The following is a 23,776-nucleotide window of genomic DNA, read 5'->3' as shown; positions in this document are numbered from 1 at the left end:
GTTATAACTTAGGTCGAATAACAACGAACCAAATGAATAATAGGATCAAGATACCACCTACAATTTTACCGATGACTGGAAACATTACCGCAGGCCACACTAAGCCTTGCCCCAAATTGTAAGTAAATGGCTTGTAGTTATACTGTCCCCAAAAGTGTTGATAGATGGCAAAGAAAAAACCAATCACCAAGTAGCTACTAATCATCCATGTCTTAATATTTGAATTCATTTACTTTCCCCCAATTGCATATTTTGCCAATGCGATAAATAGTCCCATCACGATCATGAAGCCAATAAATGGCAAACCTAAAAAGCAAATCACTGCAATGATGCAGATGATGCCAGCAAGTGTTCTCATGGTTATTCCTTCATGCACTGATAGGAAATATTGACCATATCTTTTTGGAAGGATTCAGTTTGCTGCAAGGTGTAGAGGTTTTCTTTAAGCCCATCTTCCCCATATTTATTTTCAAGTTTGTCGTAAATACATGAACAGGTACTGCCATCAATGCCACCTGTTTTACAACCACTGATAAATTGACGTTCGGTTTTGCTGGCACAACCTGAAGCCATTAATGCAACAGAGATGAGTGCAAGTGAAGTTTGAATTTTCATCATTTCCCCTAATTTTTTATTGTGTTATTTGATGTGTAATAAATTTTGCTGAATGGACTAAAGTGTAGATGCAACAAAGCTTTCCAAGGCTAGACAGCGTTTAGATTAGTCAAATAAGCAAAAATTTATGAATGCTGTTAATGCAACAGAGAAATATAAAATCGTTTCAGGGAAAACAATATAGATAGGAAAAACTTAGTCATGGGTATGACTCCTTTGGCTATGAAAGAAGCTTCACCACGTTACTGCTAAATAATGGTGGCGAAACGAAAGAGGGTTAGCAGACTGATAGCCAAAGGATCAGCACACCTGAAGGTGTCCCCCTCCCGTTCCGCCGCAGAGGGGGCACGCAGGGTCGCCCACCAAAAAGATATACTTTTTAGTGTGCTTTGGCTGAACGGTCTGCTAAAACCGACTGACGATGTAGGTCAGCAGTTGAATGATAAAATTAAGGTTTCGCTGAGTCAATCAAGTGGTGTGAAAAAACAAATAAAATCAAAGGTAGAAAATGCATTTTATGTGAGGTTAGGGGGTTATTTAACAATGACAATAAATGATCGATTTATATTTAATGCTTGTGCAGGCTTGAGGTTGGTCATTGCTTGAGACATTTAGATCATTGATTATGGAAGTAAAGCAGAATCCAAGAGTACTGATTGAATTTGTATATTTCCACTTCATGATGAAGTGGAAATATATCTTGATGATGCTAAGACGGATTAGCAGTCTATAATTTCAATTTTTTCAGGGTCATTTTGAGCTGTAATAATAAATAAATTATGATCAAACTCTGATCTGTCATTTTTAAATTTTTGTTTATATTTTAACCCCTTAGTCGTCTTAAATACCATTTCAAAACTAAAGATAGCGTCTTTATTTGCAGAAATTGTAATTGTGACTTCTCGTGTTGTGGTGTTCGTTTTCAGTACAGGAATGTAAGAGGTCATATGCTCAATGTTTTGGTCTTTAATTAAAGAAATATCAATAACGGGAGAGCCGATATTAATGACTTCAAAATAGTTGTAATTTCCTGCGAATTTAAACTGGATAACAGGCATTGAATTCAGCTCATCTTTTAACTCTTGATCGCTACGTTGATTAGCTAAATTACTTTGGTTTTGATTATATTGGGTGATCAGCAAATCATACTCATTTTTAGCTGTTTCAACTAATGCTTGCTGTTCTTGTACGCTATTTCTAAGTTCTTGGGCTTGAATTTTCAAGGCGCTTGTATTGAGCATATAACCTAGAATTAATAAAATGAATCCTAATGGGGCAAATGTTCCCGCTAGAAAATCCCCAAGGGCATTGGGTTCAAGTGCTTTTATTTTATTAAAATCAACCCCAAAAAAATGATAGATACCAAAAAAGTAAATGCCAGTGATGATAATAAAAATGACAAATTGAACTATGGGTATTTCAAGAAACTTAGTCTCTGCTGTTGAGGTATTGCTTCCTGTAGGGTTATTGCTGGTATTCATGGGAATTTTCCATCTTATTTGAAAGTTATAACTATAAATAAAAACGAGGTTGTTCAGCTTTCTTGAGTAAAGCTTGTCCTCTTGTAAGTGATGATCTCAGATCAAGTTTTGTTCGTCTGCATACAGTCATTAGAGACCATCAAAATGAGAATCTTTTGCAGTAAATTAAAGCAGTGAAAACTAGACCGACGGCTCTTTAAAAGAGCGGGAAATGACGGTAAGAGCATCAACTCTTTGAGATCATTAAAATAATAGCTTGGTCAGGGCTATATTCCAAATAATTTCATATACATAACATACTAATGAGAATCATGAAACTCTTTTGAGAGGACATGAAAATATGAAAACAGAGCCTGCCATCGAGCAGGCTTTTTTATGCCCAAAATTTAAGGAGTCGAGCCATGAGCTTGAGCTGTCCCTTTTGTCATTCAACAAATGTGATATTGGTTGAAGCAAGTACACAACAATCAAATACGACCTTAACCAATTTGGTCACACCGACCACATTGGGTGCATTGGGAACCACGGTCGCAAAGTCTTTCAATCTGCCACCGATTGTCGGTGGAATTGCAGGAACAGTATTGGGTAGTGTGTTGAATTCATTCACTGAACAAAGCACATCATCACAGCAGAATTTGTGCTTTTGCCACAATTGCTACCAAAAATTTCCAACTCATCTTTTGCACTAAAGAATATTCATATCCACACAGATTCAAATTTCAGTTTAATTTAAAAGGAATACAACTATGGCACATCAACTTGAACAAATGGCTTATGTCGGTGATACCCCTTGGCATGGTCTAGGTAATCAACTAAGTCAAAACCAACCGATAGAAATCTGGGCACAACAAGCAGGCATGGATTGGCGGATCGAATCCTCTAATGTCAGTTATATGGCACAGAATGAACGAGGACAAAGCATCATCATGCCTTATGAAGAACAACGAGTACTTTATCGTTCCGATACTCATGCACCACTATCAGTCGTCAGTCAACGCTTTCAGGAAGTCCAACCGAGAGAGATTTTAGAATTCTATCGTGACCTGACTGAGCAATCAGGTTTGGAATTGGAAACCGCAGGGGTACTTAAAGGCGGTAAAAAGTTCTGGGCATTGGCACGCACAGGACAAACTTCATCACTCAAAGGTAAAGATGTCAGTAATGGCTATATTCTTCTAGCTACCGCTTGTGATGGAACTCTTGCTACCACCGCACAATTTACCTTAATCCGAGTGGTGTGTAATAACACGTTGGCGATTGCACTGAAAGGTCAGAACAGCAGTGCAGGGGTGGTGAAAGTTCCTCACAGTACCAAGTTTGATGCAGATAAAGTCAAACAACAACTCGGTATTTCAGTTCGTACATGGGATGAGCACATGTATGAGATGAAACAACTCAGTCAACGTAAAGTCACCCAGTATGAAGCAGCCGCTTATTTCGATGCTGTGTTTAATAACACCACGATGAGCATCACTGACCAAGAAGACAACATTATTCAGTTCTATCGAGATGTTGCCACTCAAGCACAAGCCAATGGCAAGGAAAAATCTGAACCGAATGCCAAGTCGATGAGTAAAGCTATGGAGATGTTTAATGGTCAGGGACGAGGAGCAAACCTCTCTTCAGCCAAAGATACCGCCTATGGATTACTGTGCTCGATCACTGAATTTATCGACCATGAACGTCGTGCTATGAGCACTGACCATCGACTTGATTCAGCTTGGTTTGGTGCAGGTGCATCAATCAAACAACGAGGATTGGAACAAGCGTTAAGCATGATTTGATCATGTAAAAAACTAAATTTCAGTCATGGAAAGTTAGACCTAACTGAGCATTTTTAAAGAGAATCTTTAATTTTAAAAATTATGAAAACCATAGCTTCGGCTGTGGTTTTTTTATGCCCATTTTTTATCACTCACATCCTTTTATACCACTCAAAAATCAGGACTTCAATATGAACACCGCAATTTTAAACCCATCTATACAACAGGTAAGTACCCCATTTATTGCCCCAAAGCTATTCACAGCCAAACGCTTGGTCAATACCAAAAATATGACTCAAGCAGAATGGCTTGAAGTCAGACGTCAAGGTATTGGCAGTAGCGATTGTGCCGCAGCTTGTGGACTCAATCCCTACATGTCGATGCTAGAGCTGTGGATGATCAAGACAGGTCGAGTTAAACAATCCATTGAAGATGAAAGCACAGGTCATGCTCCTTTATATTGGGGCAAACAACTTGAACCTTTAGTCGCTGAATATTACAGCATGCATACCAACAATAAGGTACGTCGCATCAATGCAGTGTTGCAACATCCCGAAGCAGATAAGCATTTTATGTTGGCAAATTTGGATTACTCAGTCGTAGGCAGTGATGAAGTCCAGATTTTAGAATGTAAAACCGCAGGTGAACATGGCGCAAAGTTGTGGCGAGATGGTGTGCCTTTATATGTATTGTGTCAGGTGCAACATCAACTCGCTGTAACAGGCAAAAAGGCAGCGCATATTTGTGTGCTGATCTGTGGTCATGAAACTCGTATCTATAAAGTGGTACGCAGTGAATCAGTCATTCAACATATTATGAATGCAGAGCGTTACTTTTGGGAATGTGTGGAAAATGACACGCCACCTTCAGTTGATGCCAGTGAGTCGGCAGCTAAAGCCATTCAGCAACTCTATCCTCAACATATTCCACTCAGTATCGAAGATCTCAGTCAAAATGAACAAGCCAATCAGTTGTTTGCTCAACTGATTCAAGAAAAGCATCATATTGAAAAACACCAAAACAGCTTTGATGAAACTAAGCATCAAATTCAGATGTTAATGAAAGATGCTGAACGAGCAACTTTTGCCAATGGTTCAGTGACGTGGAAACGATCTAAAGACTCGATTGCTTTAGACAGTAAGGCTGTACTCAAACTTCATCCCGAAATGCTTGAGCAATTTCCACAAAACAAAGCAGGGACACGACGCTTTCAGATTTATAGCGATGATTGAATCCATCACGGCTATATATCTATGAAATATCCATTCTCTTAAAAAGTGCAAAAAACCGCCCCGATTCACCAACACCCGAAGGTGTGGTGAACCCAAATGGCAGTCTTTGCGAAGTCATAGCTTTTCATATTTCTGTTTACTTACATAACAAGGGGTAAGCAGTAAAATTTTATTTATAGGACAAACAACATGATAAAAGGTTTAGCGATTACACCGCCAATACTCGGCAGAATTAGTATCGGTAAAGTGGTCGAAAAGAACGGTAAGCGTCTGCCTGAAAAGGATGACCAATTTACTATTACCAGCCAAATCCAAAATAAAGATGGTTGGGTGAAGCATCCACTTGATGAACAGCTCAGAGCTAAAGCACCGAATCAAAAACTACGCTCTATTCCTGTACGGATGATCTTTAATGATCCTGAACTGAACCTGCGGGCAGAGTACAGTTTATTTGACCGCCAAACAGGACGCCCCATTTGTGTAGGTAATGGAGAAACTTGCCAACGGCTGACCAATCAAGGTGTAGAACAGCATGCATGTCCTTCACCTGACCTATGTCCATTGGCACAAGGCGGCAACTGTAAGCCTTATGGACGACTACATGTCAATCTAGATGAATCGGATGAACTCGGGACGTTTATTTTTAGAACCACTGGTTTTAATAGCATTCGCACACTAGCAGCACGACTGAGTTATTACCATGCTGCTTCTAATGGTTTACTTTCGTGTTTGCCACTGCAACTGACCTTAAGAGGTAAGAGCACTGCACAAAGCTATCGTATCCCGATTTATTACGTGGATTTGACCTTACGTGATGGCATTAATTTGCAGGAAGCGATTACCAATGCAAAGCAAATCAGTGAAAAAAGCAAGGCAGTAGGATTTTATCAGGAAGCATTAGATCATGTGGCAAGGCAGGGTTATGGTAATGCCAGCTTTGAAGTAGGCGGTGAAGAGGGCTTGGATATTGTTGAGGAGTTTTATAATGATGAAAAGAAGCCAGAGCAGCACCAGCAAACGCATGATCTGACCGATGTTCAGTGTATCCAGAAAGGTTTGCAGCAGTCGGTGAAGGCTTTAAATTGATACAGAATCCCTGTGTAAAACATGGGGATTAATTATTAGATTAAATTATCACAGTCTTTATTTTTTAAATATAAAAATGCATGAAACTAAATTTTAGAAAAAGAACTTTACTTACGTCGTAAATGCATTTACATTTTATACATAAATTATTGTTGGCTAAAATAAAGCCAAGGAAAGATAACTAACAAAAATCACCTAAATTTGAGCAAATGCAATATTGATGTTGCATAGAGCCCATAACCAAAAACCAAATTTTACACTTAACAAAATTAGTAAATCTCATAATTTTTTAAATTTTATGGATTTTTCTATCTATTTCTATGGATTTTTTATGTCTTTAATTATTAAAACCCAAGCAAATGGGATTCATCAGCATGAAACTAAAGCTATTGATAAAATTAGAGAAGCATTTAGTGTTGAAGATGAAATGAGAAAATATAGCCCTTGGTATGGTTATGCTGGCTATACTTTGGTGGATCGAATTACTAAGAAAGAGGGGGAGTTTGACCTAATCTTGGTGACAAACAGTGTTGTAATAGTTGTTGAGTTGAAGGATTGGAATGGTAAATCAATAAAATCTGTAAATGGCAACTGGTATATGGATGAACGTGATATGGGAATTTCCCCAGTCTCACTAACACGCCAAAAACAATTCATTCTTGTCAATAAGCTTAAAGCACTTAAAGATAAATTTACAGGTAATCCAGGATTTGTCCCTAGAGTTTATTTTTTTGTTGTAATGTGTGGAAAAGTAAATTTTTCTGGATTACCAGAGGATGAAGCTAATCATGTCATTAGTATTGATAAATTTATCAAATTTTCTAACAAAATTGCATTTAATAAAGAATTTAAACCGCATCCAAATGCTCAACATTTAGATAAGGACTTTGGCTTAATCGATAAAATCTTTGTTACTAATGACACACAACCTAAAAAGGTTATTGTTCAAAAGTATAAGCAGGAGGAAGAACTCCTTGCTCATCCTCAAAAAATTTATACAGAGTATGAGGCAATATCGACCATTTCTCGTTCTGATAAAGCATTAATCAGACAATGGTATTTTGCTAACTTTAAGGAAATGAGCCTTCAATCACCAAAGCAAAGGGCTGCATTACTAAATCATGAACGTATCATTAGTGCCGAATTTCAGCAAAGTAACCAATTATATAAGACTGCTCTTGTACCCTTGATCATGCCTGAAGAGGATCAAATTACTGAACAGTACAATGAGTTGGTTGAATATCGGCAAAGTCATCTTCGTTTTAATGATTTTATCACTAGAATCAACCCTAATTTGTCTGAGGAAGATAAATTAGATTTGATTCAAATTTTAGTGAGTAAATTCGCTGAAATGCATAATCTAGGTATTTCACATGGAGATATTAATTCACACTGTATTTGGATTTCTCCTCAAAAAGATGTCGCTATTTCACACTTTTTAACTTCTAATTCAGAAAATATCGATAATCAGATTGAAGACTTACAATCAAGTCTTACATTTCTTCCAAGAGATTTTCAAGCCAAATTAGCAAATGTATCTGCGTTTAAAAAAGACGTATATATGTTAGCAATAGTTGCTTGGCACTTATGGGAGAATAATCGTTTAACTGCTAAAGCAATAAGTAATGTGTGCGTTAATAGTGACCATTGGATTGCTGACTTAGTAAAAAAGGCAATTACTTTTGAAATTAATGATGCTAGTCAATTGCTTAGAGAATTTAATGCGAAAAGGCCTACGCAAGCAGTAGAGTTTATTGCTGACGTTGCATTATTAGAGGAATATGTTACAGCAGATAAAATATATAAGATTTATCCAGAGGAGGATGAAATCTACGAAGATGTAGATAATAAAACCACTTTATATCGTTCAGGTGATCATCTTGTAAAAGAATGGTCAGATGTTCATTTGGATAGATTCTCATCAAGTGATATTCTTAAATATCAACATTTTTTTGAGCGACTTAAAGAGGCTACAGCCCAAAACTTATCATATTTACCGAATTTAGTACGATATGGTATTTCAACAAAGTCTAGATCTTTATTTGTTGTTTGTGATGTTGTTGAGGGTGTAAAAGTTGACGAAATTGAAGCTGAAAAAGAAAGCAGATTGCAGTTGGCTGCTAACTTGGTAGAGGCGATCATCCATTTACATAAATTGGGCTTACCAATTGGTCGCATTAATCATGATAGTGTGCTGTTCAACTCAGAAAACAGCAGTTTTGTTTTCAATGATATTATTGATATCAGACCATACTTAGATCATAAGAGTGAATATTATCCTGCACATATCGAAAATCCTACCAGTGAGCAGTGCCATAACCATGCCATTATGTATATGGTTTGCCAAATCCTAAGGTTTAAAATAGGTGATGATAGTACAGATTTTAAATGGATTAGTGATGCTGTAAAACTTGAGCTCAATGAAACAGAGTTTCCTTTAGGTGATTTAAATCGTCTATTGGAAAGTATTGAAACTACGCAAATTAACAGCGATACACCAACCATTCGTATTCCAGTACCTGATAAATTCACTGAGCTACAGATTTTTGCCGATAATAAGCGTATCTATGCAGCTTTAGAGAAGGGTCGTAATGGTAATGACATTATGGTCAAGTTACAGGGGATTGGGGGTTCAATTCATTTTATTATAGATCCTAATAGCAAAAGTATTCGCTTTGTGACAGGCGTACGTGAATCTGATGTTGTGCCACATTACGTCATAGATCAGGCTGTGCTAGAAATAGATATTAACTTAAATATTGAGCATTCAATTGGTAGACCAGATTATACAGAACTATCTAGTTTCCTGTTTAATTTGGAGGAATTTTCAACTGCAATTGATGATATTTTGCAAGATCAGTTTAATGACCAAGAGGATATTTTAGAATTAGAGACTGATTTTCCTCAGTCAACTGATGTATTGGATATTGATCAACAGTTACTAATTCATGATTCACAGGATCCTTGTGTCACAGATGAAATTGTAAATAAGATAACATTAGACTATGTCCATAATGATACTAATAAGCTAGCTGCTTTAAATATTGATACAAAGAAATTATGGAAGGCAATCTTAGAAACAGAGACTGAAGCTTTACCATACATTGTTTTATCACAACCGTTGCAATTGGTTGATACCAAAATTTATATTGCAAGATATGAAGATGATAACGATGTATTAGACAAATTTCCGAAAGATGCGTTAATTAGCTTAATCCATAAGACTATTGATTTTAATGGTGAGGATAGAGAGTTCCGTGTAGGTGATATTGATATTCAAAATTCTTTAGCTGGGGAGTTAAGAGTTAAAGGCGTAAAATATGCTGATAAAATTAAGGTAGGACAAGTTTTATATTTACGTACTAAGGCGGATAAATCATCATTTCTTAAACGTAAAAATGCATTAGAACAGATATTAAGACGACAATCTGATATCCCCAATTTAGTTGACTATTTTGAGCCGACTTCACAAATTATCCCCAAGAATTATAATATTACTGTTTCGGATAAAGACTTTGAAAGATACGATCAGAAAGATCAAAATGGAAAAGTAGTTGTCAGTCTGAATGACCTTCAACGTGAAGCATTCCGTAAATTAATTAACTTTGGTCCAGTCTCAATTTTACAAGGTCCTCCAGGAACAGGTAAAACTGAATTTATCGCAGCCTTTGTTCATTATGTTTTTGAAAAGCAAAATGCCAATAATGTTTTAATGGTTAGTCAATCGCATGAAGCTGTTAATACTGCTGCTGAGCGTATTCGTAAACACGCTCAGCGTTTAGAAACACCATTAGAAATTGTACGTTTCAGTAATAGAGAAAATGCCGTATCAAATAACTTAAAAGATGTGTATTCAGACTCTATTATTTCTACACATCGTCATTTGTTTTTAACTGAGATGGAAGATAGAGTTCTATCTTTGAGCCAGTCTATCGGAGTTGATAAAGAATATTTAGCTTGCGCTTTATTTTTGAAGGTAAATCTATTTGGTCACCTATCAAGAATGTTGGTTTCAACAGAGTCTGAAGATGAAAAATTATTGTCTAAAACTGAGTGGAATGGGTTATCGGCTAAGCTGATTGATCGTCTTAAAGATTATTCGCAAGAGCTACATACTTCTTTAATTGGATTGAATAGCCGCCAGATTTTAGATAGAGAAAGTCAAATCTGGGAAATGTTGGATGAGAGTTTTGAGGTGCAAGGTAAAGCTGCTAATAATGCCAAAGCACTTGTACAAATTGCATTTGATTATGATCAATTGATTGATAGTCCAAATGCCAACTATGAGACTTATCTTTCCAAGACACGGCAATTCATCTGCGGGACTTGTGTCGGGATTGGGCATCATTCGATTGATATTGCAAATCAAACATTTGATTGGGTCATTATTGATGAATCTGCGCGATCAATTTCTTCAGAATTAGCTATCGCAATGCAGTCAGCTAAACGTATTTTATTAGTTGGTGATCATAAACAATTGCCTCCTTTGTATTCACCAGAACATGCTAAGGCATTGGCACGTAAATTAGGATTTTCAGAAAAACGTATAGAGGCAAATCTGAAAAGTGATTTTGAGAGACTATTTAATTCACCTTATGGGAAGGTGGTACAAGGGAAACTACTTTCTCAATATCGGATGGCCCCTGCAATAGGTAATATGGTTTCGGATTGTTTTTATGATGACCCACTTAAAACTGAGGTAATTGAACCATTTGAGAAGCCTTATACAAGAGAAATGGTACGAGTTGTGCCGAATATCTATCTTAAATGTTCAGTTCAAGAACTACGATCTACAGTGACATGGGTTGATACGTCTGAGAAGTATAGTGATGGTGTAGGTACAACTTTCTATAACAAACATGAAGCTCGTAAGATTATGGCATTGTTAGAGAAAATTCACTCAGATAAGCAATTATTGAAAGAGTTAAAAGACAGATCAAAGCCAAATGAGCCACCTATCGGTATTATTTGTATGTACGGCGAGCAAAAACGATATTTACGTAAGCAATTTAATTCGAAGTCTTGGGATGAAGAATTTAGATCCTTAGTTAAAATCGATACTGTTGATAGCTATCAAGGAAAAGAGAACAGAATTATTATTTTATCTATTACACGTAATAGTTCTGATAATAAAATTGGTTTTATGAATATGCCAAATCGTATTAATGTGGCTTTATCTCGAGCGATGGATCGGTTGGTAATTTTTGGTGCATCTCGTCTATGGGATATGCCAAGACATAAAGAAAGTCCATTAGGATTGGTTCTTAGTTATATCCTGGAGCGTACAAATGATGATCAGCATTATCAATATATTGCTGATCAGAAACTTGCACCAACTAAGAATCCCAATTCATTGAAATTTAAATATAAAACAAGTTCGAATCGAGGTGGCAATCATGAGTAATTATAGTATTCCTTATCATGATATTGATATCTTAATTCCTTCTCAAAAGTTTGAAGTAAACTTTAGTTATACATCAAGTCAAATGCCTAACTTCATAGATTCTATGATTATGCGTTTATTGCGTATAAGCCCATTGTCTGTGAAGAATATCGCTAAATTTTTAGGCATGAATCAGCGAGAGTCTCGCATTGTATTAGATCAACTCATTACTAATAATGAAGTTGAGCTTCAGCAAGATGGACTTTTTCATTTGACTAATAAATCAATGAAATATTTCACCACGGTAGATTCAATACCGAAAGTTGCATCTATTTTGGAGCATACTCACAGTTTGATCTATGAATTAACCAATTTTAATTATATTGCTCAAAAGCCAGATAACAATATGTATGGCATTAAATTGATTGCGACTAGTACTCATGCTGCAAATAGTGAAAATATCGTTAGGGACCGATTTCAGAAGCAATTTTATCAACTTATCGAAGAGGATATTATTACCTTAAAGAAAATAGAAGGCAGACCTAGTATTTATAAAATGGGTACAGTGAAAAAGGTTAAAGAATGTACTGTTCGTAAGTCGCTCGATCTTCATGTTGATGCTCAGGCTGAACCACAAGCCATAAAAGTTTTGGACTCGATTATGAGTGATGAACTCAAAGATAAAACTTATCAAGCATTGGGGCAAAGTAAAAAGGGTAACAATATTCGTGATATTTTGAATAATCTAGATGGGTTTGAGCAGTTAAAACTTAATCAATATTTTAAGGATGGCCGTTTTCTAGCACCTAATGCTTTATTTGATAGTATTAATCCTATTGAAAGTAAATCATCTGATGGAAATCATTTGTTTATTGGTCCTTGCTATAGTCAGAGCAATTCAAAGATTATATTGAATAAAATTAAAGAAAGCATTGCTAAGAATCATCAAGTCAGCAGTATCTACTGGTTAGCGCCAGATGATGTCTTTTGGGGTAAATCACTAAGATTCAATACTTTTATTAATGCTTTAGGGCAAATTAAGACTAAACAGAATACTGATTTACAACTGAAATGCTTTTTACCGATGCATGATGAACAAGATCGAACTTCTGTAAATAATTACCGTAAGATTATTGCGAAAGATCAGCAAAAGTATTTTTATGGGATTAAGGATGGGATACTTGACGGTAATTTTGAACTTATTGTTGTTAAAAATGAATTTGCTGTAATTGTTCTACATGTTTTAGACTCAGAAGCTGAGTATTTAACATCATTTCCTTTTGGTTCAATTAGTTATGATAAACAGTTGGTGAATGGTTTAGTTAGTTTGTTTGAAGCATGGGAAAGACCAAAAGATGACGGTGGAATTAGTTTTGGCCAAATGTTTAAAAAACATAGCCAATCGTAAGCTATCTTTTTAATGGTTAAAATTAAGTGACTTATTATTCAAAGTGACGAGTTACTTACTTTACATCTCGCAATCAATTGCGTGAATTTAACTTTACAGCATGTGGTGAATCTTCAATATACGATTTAAGCAGCAAAGGAAATAGACCAACAAAGTAAAGCTGTAAGCTTTAATCAAAATGCTTTAGATGCAACAGCTAGATTAAGTTCTAGTAATGCACAGTTTGAGATAAATTTGGAGGAAGGATTAGATTTAGTGGAGGATTTTTATACTGATGAGGCTGAGCAAACTCAGCTTGAGTTTGAAGTCAAGGCGAAGTCTAAACTCTCTAAGGAGCCAAGTTCTGTAGAGGATATTCAACAAGGGCAAGGGAGTGTTAGGGCGGTGAATTAGTCCATTTTCTAAATTTAGTTTTGATAATGGTTGGAGAAATAAAACGTATTTATCAGATGATTAGATATTTCACATAAACCAAATCATTAGGATTAAAGAAGTCATTGCAGTTACGGATATTAGCCGTTCAGTTATATATGAAAAACTTAATCCTCAATCTAAATGTTAGATTCAACATTTCCTAAGCCAATTAAGTTGAGTGTGAATTGTGTTGGTTGGTCGGCATTTGAGGTAAACCAATGGATTGAGCGAAGGTTAGCAAGTCGATAGTTAGGGGGCGAAAGCTCCCAAATTTGAAGTAGTTTAGTTTTTGCAAAGAAATAGATTTCATGTATATTAGAAAGAAATAAAATTTATAAATAATAGGGTTTTATATGACAGAGGAGCTGCCTGACAGTGCAATATCATCTTGGGGAGGCTTCGTCTATCAAGGAAAGATAGCACTTTTTCATTCTATTAAGCTTCTATTGGATGAAAGCTTCGAGGGGAAAGAAGTCAAGAAATTTGCTTTACAGTTGGATAGTACTGATGACTTTGCCATTTATTCGGATGGTATTGCAATATCGGTTCATCAAGTTAAGGCTAAGGCATCTCCTTATAGATCTGCATTTGAAAAAGCACTAAATAAGTCGTCAAAAATATGTATAGATTGTTGTCCTAATACAAAAAGATACTTCCATATAGCTAATGAAATTGATGATTCTAGTGATTATGAAAATGAGAAAAAAGCAATAGTTGAATTTTATAAATATGATGAAGATTCTTATTGTAAATTAGATCGAATTGAGAGAGTAATTAAAGAAAAAATAGAAGAATATTTGAATAAGAATTCTTTGGAAAACTCTTTGCTACTTGTAGAGCAGAAATATCATTATTTATCAGAAATGATCACTTCAAAAGTTATTGAAATTCATTCCTTGATCCATCGGGGAACAAGTCAGAATAGAGCGGCCTATGAAAATACAATTGAAAGTGATTTAATTTTAGAAATTTTAATTACAGACTTTAATTTAGTACAGGATCTTCCATATGAGATGAGAAGATTGCGAAATCTTTTTGCTGATACTTTGGAAAATTATGTATGTGAGAGTAATGAATATTTTACAATACAACAAATAGGCTTATTTAATGAGGTTTTTAAGCATATTTATAAAATGGATGATGCAGATTTAGAATATATAAAACAATCTATCCGCTTATCATCTTCTGATCAAATAAGGAATGATGATGTAAGTACTTATGCTGAAATCATTACCGATATCTCAGCTAATATTGTATTAGTTGATCTTCCTCATTATTCTAAAGATTCAAAAAAATACTTACCTACAGCCTTGAAGTTGCAAGATAGACGTGCTGAATCATTTAAAGCTAAATTGATAGAACAACTTCGTAGTAATAATTTATTAGTAAAAATTTTATATGAGTACAATATTTTAATATCAGGTAGTGAGGTTCACAAAAATATTGAAATTAATGCTTATAATGACAGTGTGACACGAATCACTATCGATGAAAATAAAGCGGAAAATCATATATTGAAAGAGCTTCCTGTAAAAGTAATTTGTACACCTATAGCACAGAGCGAGTTGAATAATGCTTAAAAAAATTATGCATGAAGCTGTGATTGATTCAGGATTTATTTTGGAAAAATCGTTAGATAATACAGATTTTTTCATTAAAGAAAATGGTGAAGCTCAAAGGTACTTGATTGTACATGTCTTAGATCAATTATTATCTGTTGAAAGTATTCATGATCTCATTAATGAATCTCTTCCTGAAACATTGCAAAAACATCCTGCTTTTAAAAAAAATTGTGATTTAATTCTTATTTATAAAGTTGATTTTTTGAATGATTTTAATGGAATTGAAGAACAGATTTTAGAAATAGAAGAGAATCCGTATTATTTTAAAAAATATTTTTTCTATTATTCAGATGCTGAAGAAAAATTACTTCTTGGAAAGAATTATGGGGATTTTAAAAGTCAAATTAAGAAAATGGATGAGTTTGATGAGTACAAAAAAGACCCTCTAAAGCCTTCATTTCATAGCTTAGTTACAAGAGTGTTTATTAAATTTCCATTCTTAGAAATTCCGAAATTTAGTAAATCATTTCAAAATTTGTTTGATAGTGTAAGTGAAAAAGTAAATGTTGAAAATTTAGTAAAAACCTATGATTTTATTGGAAAATTTGAAGCAGATAGTATTGATGAGGTTATAGCGGAGTTATTAAATGAAGAATTGGAAAATATCAAAGCTTCAGATTCAAGCATTTAAGGCATTTACAAATATAGAATTTGATTTCAAAAAGTCTTCATTGATTACTTTAGAAGGTCCAAATGGGTATGGAAAAACATCTACCTTTGATGCTATTGAATTGCTATTTACGGGGAAAATATCCAGAATATCAGATCTTTATAAGCTTGTGATGGTTGAGACAAAAAAGAAGTTTAAAGATAATCTATATTGGAACAAAAAAGGTGGTGAGGTTGATTTAAAAATTAAAGTAGAGTTGATGAATGATCATGATGATGAAAAACTGTTTTTTGTTAGATTGGGGTTTGTCAATGATTTAAAAGTCGAAATTAATAATAAAGCTAATAATTTTGATATTTTTAGTTTATATAAATTAGATGATTTTAACTCTGAACCTACTGAGAATAAGTTAGAAAATAATTTTTTTGAACAGTTTTTTGGTGAAAGTTTTTGTTCTAACTATTCAATGTTAAATTATTTACACCAAGGTCAGAGTCAATTTATTTTTTCGAAAAAAATCACTGATCGTAAGAAGGCTTTGGAAGAACTAATAAAAACAACTGAAATAAAGAAACGTATTGATATTTGTAATAAAGTCGAAAGTAAATTAACAAAACAGGAAAAAGCACAAAAGGTAGAAATTGATGAGATAGATGCTAAGTTAAAAAATATCTTGGAAAAAAATATTTCTGAAAATGAATATGATGTTATATATAAAAAAATATCTACACAAAGAACATCCCCAAAATGGGATGATGAAGAAATTTTTTTACAAGAGGCTGATGTAAATTATAATAATTTTATAAAAGAAATTGATCTATTAATAGAGTGTTGTAAAAGAAAAGAAGATATACGCATAAGAAATCAAAATTCAGCTATTGAAAAATTTATCATTGATAATGATAGTTCTTTGTTGCTGCTTGTATCTATAGGTAAGCATATAAGTAATTTTGATAATCTTCAATTGATTAATAAAAGACTCTTAGAGGTTGATCAAGTTTTATTGATATTGGATAAGGATTTTAATGCTATTTCTCAAGAGGAAATTACAAAATTAAGTTCTTTAGGGGTGGTTATTTCAGATAAACTTAAAGAAAATATTATTGAGAAAGATAAGAAATTAGCATTGCTCTCAGAAAAAAAAGCGAAGTTATTAGAGCTTAATAAAATGCGAAAGGATTTATTTGAAAAACATAAGCAAAGTTTTGGTGAGGATGGAACTATATGCGCTTTATGTGGGATAGATTGGGGAAGTGTAGAAAAACTTATTGAAAATATAAGGGTGATTTCAGATTTATATTCAAAAGAAATTGGAAGTTCAACAGAAGATCTAAGTAAGGTCTATTTGATTATTTCTTCTGAGTTAAAGTTGATTAAAGAGTTATATATAAAAGAAAAAGATGCTTTTTTAAAAGATTTTAATATTAATTTGTTCACCAAATTAAATATAAGCCAAAACTTTTTTAAAACCTTGAACGGTTTGAGTTCTCGTCTTGAGAAAATGGCAATAAGTTATTCTTCTGAATATACAGATGATGATATTGAATTGGAAATTAGAAAAGATAAAATTATTTCTAATTTAAGAGGTTTAAAAAAAATAGAAGGGGATGTTCTACCTGTAGGGTGGGAGGAAGCTATAAGTGTAACTTTTGAGAAACATAAAGATTTCTATGACTTACTGGAAGATGATTTAAATCATAAGAAAAACTATGTAAATAAAAAGTTTAAAGACTTTAAGGATTTTGAACTTCAGCAGACGAAAAAATTGTTAAAGGAAAAGAGTGATTTATATAATGCAAACTTAAATGCAAAAGCTAAAATAATTAGGTTGAAAAAAACACTAATTGAAACTGAACGTGATTACTCTTCAAGAATTATCGCTAATATTGAATTAATATTTCATATCTATAGTGGGCGCTTAATACAAAATTATCAACGTGGTCTAGGACTGTTTATAGACTATGCAGAAGGGCAGCAAATTCGCTTCTGTACTGCGGAAAGTTCTGACCATGATGCGACACTAGCAATGAGTTCTGGTCAATTGGCTGCATTGAGTCTAGCTTTTTTCTTATCATTAAATAGAGTTTATTCCGAGAACTCTTTAGTTTTAATTGATGATCCTGTGCAATCCTTAGATGAAATCAATATTGCATCTTTAACTGACTTATTACGTTGCGAGTTAAAAGATAGGCAATTAATCATTTCCTCACACGAAGATGATATTTCTAGATATATGAGATATCGATTTGAACGGGCTGGTTTATCTCAGGTATCGATTCATATGCAGAGCCATAATACAGATAGTTTAATTCAATGAAACTAAAATAGACCAAATTGATTAGCACGTCAGAGGTTGTCACACTTATGAGAAGGCGTGAGTAAAAATCTAGGGTTGAGTCTTTTTAAAATGGTAATCTATGCCAATTGAGGAGTTTATGTTTTTGGGATTACTTAATGCCTACTTTAAATTGGATAGGAAAAGAAGCAGTTGAAAAGCACCATAAAGAAGTTCCTTATCGATTACTAGAACCTGTGGCTGGAGTTTCATGCAATGAGGATGAACAGGGCGGCAATCTTTTAGTTCAAGGGGATAACTTACATGCATTGAAGGCACTTTTACCACGCTATGCAGGAAAAGTTGATTGTATTTATATTGATCCTCCATATAACACTGGGAATGAAGGGTGGATCTATAATGACAATGTAAACAGTCCTGAGATCCGTAAGTGGTTAGGGGAGATTGTGGGGAAAGAGGGCGAAACGCTAGATCGACATGATCGTTGGTTATGTATGATATACGCTGAATTATCAGGAGACTTTCCCTTGGGAGATTCTAGGCAGCCAACTTATAAAAGTCTTCGGCCATTTGATTTGGTGTCTTAAAACCCAAACCCTTTTGAATTCTTCGATGATTATAAAATAATTCAATGTATTTTATAATATCTGCTTTGGCTTCTTCTCTGGTTTGATAGTTGTAATGATGCACTAACTCATTTTTCAGTATTCCCCAAAAGCTTTCAATCGGTGCATTATCGTAACAGTCTCCGCGCTTGCTCATTGAACCTTGAAAACCATATTGCTCAAGTATATTTCGATATTCATGGCTGCAATATTGACTTCCTCTGTCTGAATGCACAATCAGTTCTTTGGTTGGTTTTTGATTGTGAATAGCCATATTTAGCGCATTACAAACAAGCTGTGCTGTCATGCGCTCATTTAAGCTATAGCCAACCACTTGCTTCGTGTAAAGGTCTTTTACCGCTGCTAAGTACAGCCATCCTTCAACAGTCCATATGTACGTAATATCACTTGACCATGCTTGATTTGGTCTAGTCATTGAGAATTGTTGCTCCAGCAGGTTTTCATAGATCGCTCGATTATGGTCACTATTCGTAGTCCTTTTAAAACGCTTGTGTCGCTTACAATACAGGTGGTTCAGCGCTTTTATCTGACGTACAGCGTACATACTCATTTTTATGCCCTGAGCTTGTAAGTATTTGGTTAATCGAATATAACCATAGCTCTGCCTTGTCTCCTCATGGGCTATTTTCACCAATATCGTCTGTTGATTTCGTTGAATCGTTCTTTTGCTCACGCCTCTCTTGAGCCAATCATAAAAACATGAAACTGAAACATGAAGTAATCGAGCCATTAAGGTAATTGGAAAAGAATATCTTTTTTGTTTCATATAGGCGTACCTTACTGACTTTCTTTGGCAAAGTACGCTGCTGCCTTTTTTAAAAATTCACGTTCCATTTCAGCTATTTTGAGCTGTTGTTTGAGTTTTTTATTTTCTTCGAGTAGAGCGTTTAGATCAGGTGAATACTGTTTTGTACCTGCTAAAGTTCCAGCCTTTGCTTTGGTATTCCAATTTGAAAGAGTTTGCATTGAAATGCTAAGTTGTCTAGCTGTTTCCGAGACATTGCCTTGATTGGCTTCAATTAATTTGATGGCTTCAGCTTTAAATTCTGTGGTGTAAGTCTTGTGTTTCTTGCTCATGGTAAACTCCTGATGAGTGTGTTTAGTTTACCAAGTTAAAACCTCCTGTTTTTTCAGCACACATCAGTATGATGTATCCTCGACTATCTATGTTGAAAAGCTTTCTTAAGGAAGAAGGCGTAATTTTAATTTCAATAGATGATAATGAAGTAGCAAATTTACGTTTAATTATGGATGAAATTTGGGGTGTAAATAACTTTATATGTCAGTTAGTTTGGGAAAAAGGGAGAAAAAATGATGCAAAATATGTATCAGTAGGGCATGAATATATTCTTATTTACGCTCGAAATAAAAATAAACTCAAAGAGAAAAATATAAAATGGCGGGAGAAGAAACCTGGCGCTGATGAAATTCTTATAGAGCTAAATCGATTAAGAACGTTATACAAGAATGATTATGCTTCAATTGAAAAAGACCTATCCAAATTTTACAAAAATCTAGCGAAAGATCATCCTTCCAAAAAGCATTCAAGGTATTCCAAAGTTGATAACAAAGGAATTTGGCGTGATGACAATATGTCATGGCCAAAACCTGATGGGCCTAAATATAATGTTATTCATCCTGTTACAGGCTTACCTTGTGCTATTCCGCCGAATGGTTGGAGATATAGTACTTTAGAAAAAATGCAAGAACAGATAGGATTAGGAAAGGTTGTTTTTAGAGCGGATCATAGTGAGCCACCTATAAGAAAGACATACTTAATACAAACAGGTGAGGACGAATTTGATGATGAGTCCGCAGTGCAAGTTGCTGGAAGCTACTTTTATAGAAGTGCCTTACAGGCAAAAAATGAATTGAGAGATATTTTTAAAACAGAAATTTTTGATTATCCAAAAGATAGTGATGTTTTAGCAAGATGGATAGATTATGTGACTCCAAAAGATGGGTTAGTGCTGGATAGCTTTGCGGGTTCGGGTACAACAGCACATGCAGTATTAAAACTCAATGCAAATTTTGGAAGTAATAGAAAGTTTATTTTAGTTGAAATGGATAAAAATATTGCTACAAAAGTCACTTTTGAAAGAATTAAAAGAGTAACTAAAGGTTATATAAATAGGAATGGGGAAGATATAGAAGGGTTGGGTAGTAGTTTTCAATTCTGTAAGCTTTCACAAGAACCATTGTTTAATGCCAGTGGTCATATACGCAATGATGTTTCATTCTCGCAATTGGCTGAATTTGTATGGTTTTGTGAAACAGGTACGGGCTATACAGGAAAAGCGGACTCTCCTTTACTGGGAATTTATGAAGGTCGTGCAATTTATCTACTTTATAATGGAATTTTAAAAGATCTTACCGAACAAGGTGGCAATATTCTTACAAAGCAAGTATTTGATGTTCTTCCGAAGTTTGAAGGAGTTAAAGTGATTTATGCGGCTGCTAATCGTTTAGGGGGCAAGGCTAAACGTGAAAATATTGTATTTAAACAAACACCATATGCTTTAGAGGTTTAAGCTATGACTGCGTATATTGCTAAAGAATATCAAGATCAAGTATTAGACAGTGTAAAAGCGTATTTTCAAGTCTGTCATGAGTTTGCAAACGCATCTACGGCCTTTTATGTGACTACAGAACGATTGTGGGGTAAGGGGCAAACCTATAATGCATTAAATGGGTTTAATAGTGAGATGCCTTATTTTTGTTTACGTGTGCCGACGGGTGGGGGAAAGACATGGTTGGCAAGTAAAAGTGTAGCACTAATAAATAAACATTTTTTGAGAGTAGCTCAAAGTATCATCTTGTGGTTAGTTCCAAGTAAGACGATACGTGAACAAACTATTACTGCTTTAAAAAATAAACAGCATCCATATTCATCAGCATTACGTGAAGCAGGTGAAGTCACAGTCATGGATATTGAAGAAGCAAAAAGCATTACTCGTTCAACGCTTTTAACTTCAACAGTTGTTATTGTTGCTACACGCCAAGCTTTTCAAGTAGAAGAAGAAGAAAGTAGAAAAGTTTATCAAAATAATGGTGCGCTAATGCATCATTTTGAGCATCTAACAGAAGAACAAAAGTCAGAATTATTAACAGAGGGAGAAGGGAGTGATCTAATAGTTCCAAATTCTTTAGCTAACGTTCTTAGATTACATCGCCCTTTTATTATTGTTGATGAAGCACATAATAGTCGTACTGAACTTGCTTTTGATATGTTAGCTCGTTTTAAGCCAAGTGGCATTATGGAGCTTACAGCAACACCAGATACAGTGAGAACTCCAACCAATGTTTTACATAGCGTCTCTGCTGCTGAATTAAAAGCAGAACAAATGATTAAATTGCCGATTGTTTTAGAAACAGAATCAAATTGGCAACAATGCTTAGCATATGCGATTCATAAAAGAGAGTCTTTAGAACATATAGCGTTAGAAGAACAGAGACAGGGTTTTGAATATCTGAGACCGATAGTACTTATTCAGGCTGAAGCAAAAAGTAAAGTTCGTGAAACATTGGATATTTATGCTGTACTTAATGAACTAGAAAATAATCAGAATATTCCAAGAGAGCAGATCGCTCTTGCTACAGGAGATGAGAAAGAACTTGAAGAAATTACAGCAAAATATCCTAAAGGAATTTTAGATAAGGCTTGTAAAATTAAGTATGTAATTACTCAAAAAGCTTTAGCTGAGGGTTGGGATTGCCCATTTGCTTATATTTTAGTGAGTATGGCTTCTGTGCAATCAAGTACAGCAGTTGAGCAATTATTAGGGCGTATTCTTAGACAGCCAAATGCATCACATAGACAGAGTGAACAGTTAAATCAATCTTATGCTTATGTTGTATCAAAAAGTTTTTCTGACACAGCTGAAACTTTGAGAGATAGCCTAGTTGAAGGGGCTGGTTTTGATACTAAAGAAGCGGCTGAATTTGTTAAAGCAGGTACGGGTGAGCAAGCTCGTTTGGACTTTGGAAATTCTAAAATTATTGTGAAACCAATAACAATTCCGTTACCTGAAAAGCCAGATTTAAAGTCTGTTACACCTACGGTAAAAAAGAAAGTAGAATGGAATAATAAAACCAATGAATTGACGATTATTACCCCGTTGACTAAAGAAGAGACTGTGGAACTAACGAAAACTGTTTCACAACTAGAGTCAGTGCAGCAGATTGAGAAAGGGGCCGAGGTTAGCCGTCAATCTATCGAATATTTTCAGACACCTGCGGAATTGGGTAAAGAGCTTAAAGTCCCACTATTAGCATTATCGGTTCAGGGCGAGCTTCAATTATTTGATGATCCAGAAGTTCTTGAATATCCTTGGAATTTAACAACAGTAGATGCAAAAGTTTTGCATGATGATATTTCAATTTTAAATTCAGCTTATGCTTCAAATGATTTTGGAACTTTAGATATTGATGAGACTAAAGGTAAGGTAAAAGTTACTTTTCTTCCAAAACTTCAGAGAGATTTAGGTTTGGTGTATAAACCTGAAAATTGGGATGAAGTCAAATTAGCAACTTGGTTATGTAAGAATATCTTAGAAGAATCATTAACTCATGAGGCTAAACGAAATTTTGTTCTTGCGTGGCTAAATGATTTGTTAAGTAAAGATGATTTTGATTTGGCTCGAACAAATACTCAGAAATATATAATTCGTCAGTTGATTGAAAAAAGAATTAATATTTTACGAAAGGAAGCTGTTAATGATGCTTACCAAAATTTCTTATTTGGCAATGATGAGCTTCATCAAATAACAGTCTCAAACGAACAAGAATATCAGTTTAATTTCCATCCAAATGTTTATGCACCTTCTCGCGATGATAATGGTGAATACGGATATTATACATTTAACAAACATTACTATGGCCGTATTGGGGCTTTTGATAGTGGTGAAGAGTTTGCTTGTGCATGTTGGTTGGATCAGCAAGCAGTTAAAGGAAATATTGAGTTTTGGGTGAGAAACTTAGTTCGTAAAGAAGGCTGTTCTTTTTACTTGCAAAAGGGAAATGGTCGCTTCTATCCAGATTTTATATGTAAACTACCTAATGGAAAAATTTTAGTGGTTGAATATAAAGGGGCTGATAAGTGGGAAGCTGCTAAGGATGATCGCCAAATTGGGGAGCTATGGGCTAATTTATCAGAAGGACAATGTAAATTTATTATGATTAAAGATAAGCGCTTCGATCTGATTGAGAGCTTGTTAAGCTAATTTAAGTAATAGTTGGGA

17 protein-coding genes and 2 pseudogenes are annotated in these 23,776 nt (G+C 34.6%); 14 read left to right on the top strand and 5 right to left on the bottom strand.

Going from position 1 to position 23,776, the window contains the following annotated elements; genetic code table 11:
* Position 1: 1 nt before the first annotated feature.
* The 4 genes from F907_RS03135 to F907_RS03145 all read right to left on the bottom strand — a co-directional run bounded on the left by F907_RS03135 (position 2) and on the right by F907_RS03145 (position 2,096).
* Positions 2-229 (bottom strand): hypothetical protein, encoded by a 228-nt coding sequence (locus tag F907_RS03135; protein WP_005146785.1) that lies wholly within the window; start codon positions 227-229, stop codon positions 2-4.
* Positions 230-358, bottom strand: a complete 129-nt coding sequence (locus F907_RS19375; RefSeq protein WP_005146783.1) for a hypothetical protein — start codon at positions 356-358, stop codon at positions 230-232. It lies immediately after the preceding gene.
* 2 nt (positions 359-360) lie between these two features.
* On the bottom strand, positions 361-615 hold the full coding sequence (locus F907_RS03140) for a hypothetical protein (RefSeq protein ID WP_005146782.1): 255 nt from the start codon (positions 613-615) through the stop codon (positions 361-363).
* 719 nt (positions 616-1,334) lie between these two features.
* On the bottom strand, positions 1,335-2,096 hold the full coding sequence (locus F907_RS03145; RefSeq protein ID WP_005146779.1) for a hypothetical protein: 762 nt from the start codon (positions 2,094-2,096) through the stop codon (positions 1,335-1,337).
* A gap of 401 nt (positions 2,097-2,497) precedes the next feature.
* Between F907_RS03145 and F907_RS03150 the strand changes: the two genes are divergently transcribed.
* From F907_RS03150 to F907_RS18615, 12 genes and pseudogenes are all read left to right on the top strand, one after another.
* Positions 2,498-2,785 (top strand): hypothetical protein, encoded by a 288-nt coding sequence (locus tag F907_RS03150; protein WP_005146776.1) that lies wholly within the window; start codon positions 2,498-2,500, stop codon positions 2,783-2,785.
* 57 nt (positions 2,786-2,842) lie between these two features.
* A complete protein-coding gene (locus F907_RS03155) occupies positions 2,843-3,880 on the top strand; it encodes a DUF932 domain-containing protein (protein WP_005146770.1) in 1,038 nt (345 codons plus the stop codon).
* A 170-nt stretch (positions 3,881-4,050) separates the two neighbouring features.
* Positions 4,051-5,091 (top strand): YqaJ viral recombinase family nuclease, encoded by a 1,041-nt coding sequence (locus F907_RS03160; protein ID WP_005146769.1) that lies wholly within the window; start codon positions 4,051-4,053, stop codon positions 5,089-5,091.
* Positions 5,092-5,280: 189 nt separating this feature from the next.
* A complete protein-coding gene (locus tag F907_RS03165; RefSeq protein WP_005146768.1) occupies positions 5,281-6,177 on the top strand; it encodes a recombination directionality factor in 897 nt (298 codons plus the stop codon).
* 331 nt (positions 6,178-6,508) lie between these two features.
* Complete coding sequence (locus F907_RS03170; RefSeq protein ID WP_005146767.1) at positions 6,509-11,581, top strand: AAA domain-containing protein; 5,073 nt, start codon at positions 6,509-6,511, stop codon at positions 11,579-11,581.
* Entirely contained in the window at positions 11,574-12,968 is a 1,395-nt protein-coding gene (locus tag F907_RS03175) for a hypothetical protein (RefSeq protein WP_005146766.1), read from the top strand. The genes F907_RS03170 and F907_RS03175 overlap by 8 nt, the downstream gene beginning before the upstream one ends.
* An 81-nt stretch (positions 12,969-13,049) precedes the next feature.
* A pseudogene (locus F907_RS19495) lies at positions 13,050-13,361 on the top strand (hydrolase or metal-binding protein); the annotation flags it as partial.
* Between the two features lie 64 nt (positions 13,362-13,425).
* Positions 13,426-13,631, top strand: a pseudogene (locus tag F907_RS18620) (helix-turn-helix transcriptional regulator).
* A gap of 104 nt (positions 13,632-13,735) precedes the next feature.
* On the top strand, positions 13,736-14,962 hold the full coding sequence (locus F907_RS03180; protein WP_016653056.1) for an ABC-three component system protein: 1,227 nt from the start codon (positions 13,736-13,738) through the stop codon (positions 14,960-14,962).
* Complete coding sequence (locus F907_RS03185; RefSeq protein ID WP_005146753.1) at positions 14,955-15,635, top strand: ABC-three component system middle component 1; 681 nt, start codon at positions 14,955-14,957, stop codon at positions 15,633-15,635. The genes F907_RS03180 and F907_RS03185 overlap by 8 nt, the downstream gene beginning before the upstream one ends.
* A complete protein-coding gene (locus F907_RS03190) occupies positions 15,592-17,931 on the top strand; it encodes an ATP-binding protein (RefSeq protein WP_005146752.1) in 2,340 nt (779 codons plus the stop codon). The genes F907_RS03185 and F907_RS03190 overlap by 44 nt, the downstream gene beginning before the upstream one ends.
* Positions 17,932-18,068: 137 nt before the next feature.
* Positions 18,069-18,497 (top strand): hypothetical protein, encoded by a 429-nt coding sequence (locus F907_RS18615; protein ID WP_016653055.1) that lies wholly within the window; start codon positions 18,069-18,071, stop codon positions 18,495-18,497.
* Here the strand turns inward: F907_RS18615 and F907_RS03195 are convergent.
* Positions 18,448-19,613, bottom strand: a protein-coding gene (locus F907_RS03195) for an IS3-like element ISAba22 family transposase (protein ID WP_085944217.1) whose coding sequence is annotated in 2 segments (ribosomal slippage) — positions 18,448-19,355 and positions 19,355-19,613 — 1,167 coding nt in all. Because the reading frame shifts where the segments join, the coding sequence is not laid out codon by codon here. The two genes, F907_RS18615 and F907_RS03195, sit on opposite strands and share 50 nt — an antisense overlap.
* A 68-nt stretch (positions 19,614-19,681) precedes the next feature.
* Between F907_RS03195 and F907_RS03205 the strand changes: the two genes are divergently transcribed.
* Both F907_RS03205 and F907_RS03210 read left to right on the top strand, forming a co-directional pair.
* Complete coding sequence (locus F907_RS03205) at positions 19,682-21,067, top strand: site-specific DNA-methyltransferase (RefSeq protein ID WP_016653054.1); 1,386 nt, start codon at positions 19,682-19,684, stop codon at positions 21,065-21,067.
* A gap of 3 nt (positions 21,068-21,070) precedes the next feature.
* A complete protein-coding gene (locus F907_RS03210; RefSeq protein WP_005146748.1) occupies positions 21,071-23,758 on the top strand; it encodes a DEAD/DEAH box helicase family protein in 2,688 nt (895 codons plus the stop codon).
* Positions 23,759-23,776 lie beyond the last annotated feature (18 nt).

Origin of the sequence: Acinetobacter colistiniresistens (assembly GCF_000413935.1) — a bacterium.
Lineage (GTDB): Bacteria > Pseudomonadota > Gammaproteobacteria > Pseudomonadales > Moraxellaceae > Acinetobacter > Acinetobacter colistiniresistens.
Note: the sequence above shows the minus strand (reverse complement) of the source record. Positions and strands in the feature narration are given on the sequence as shown.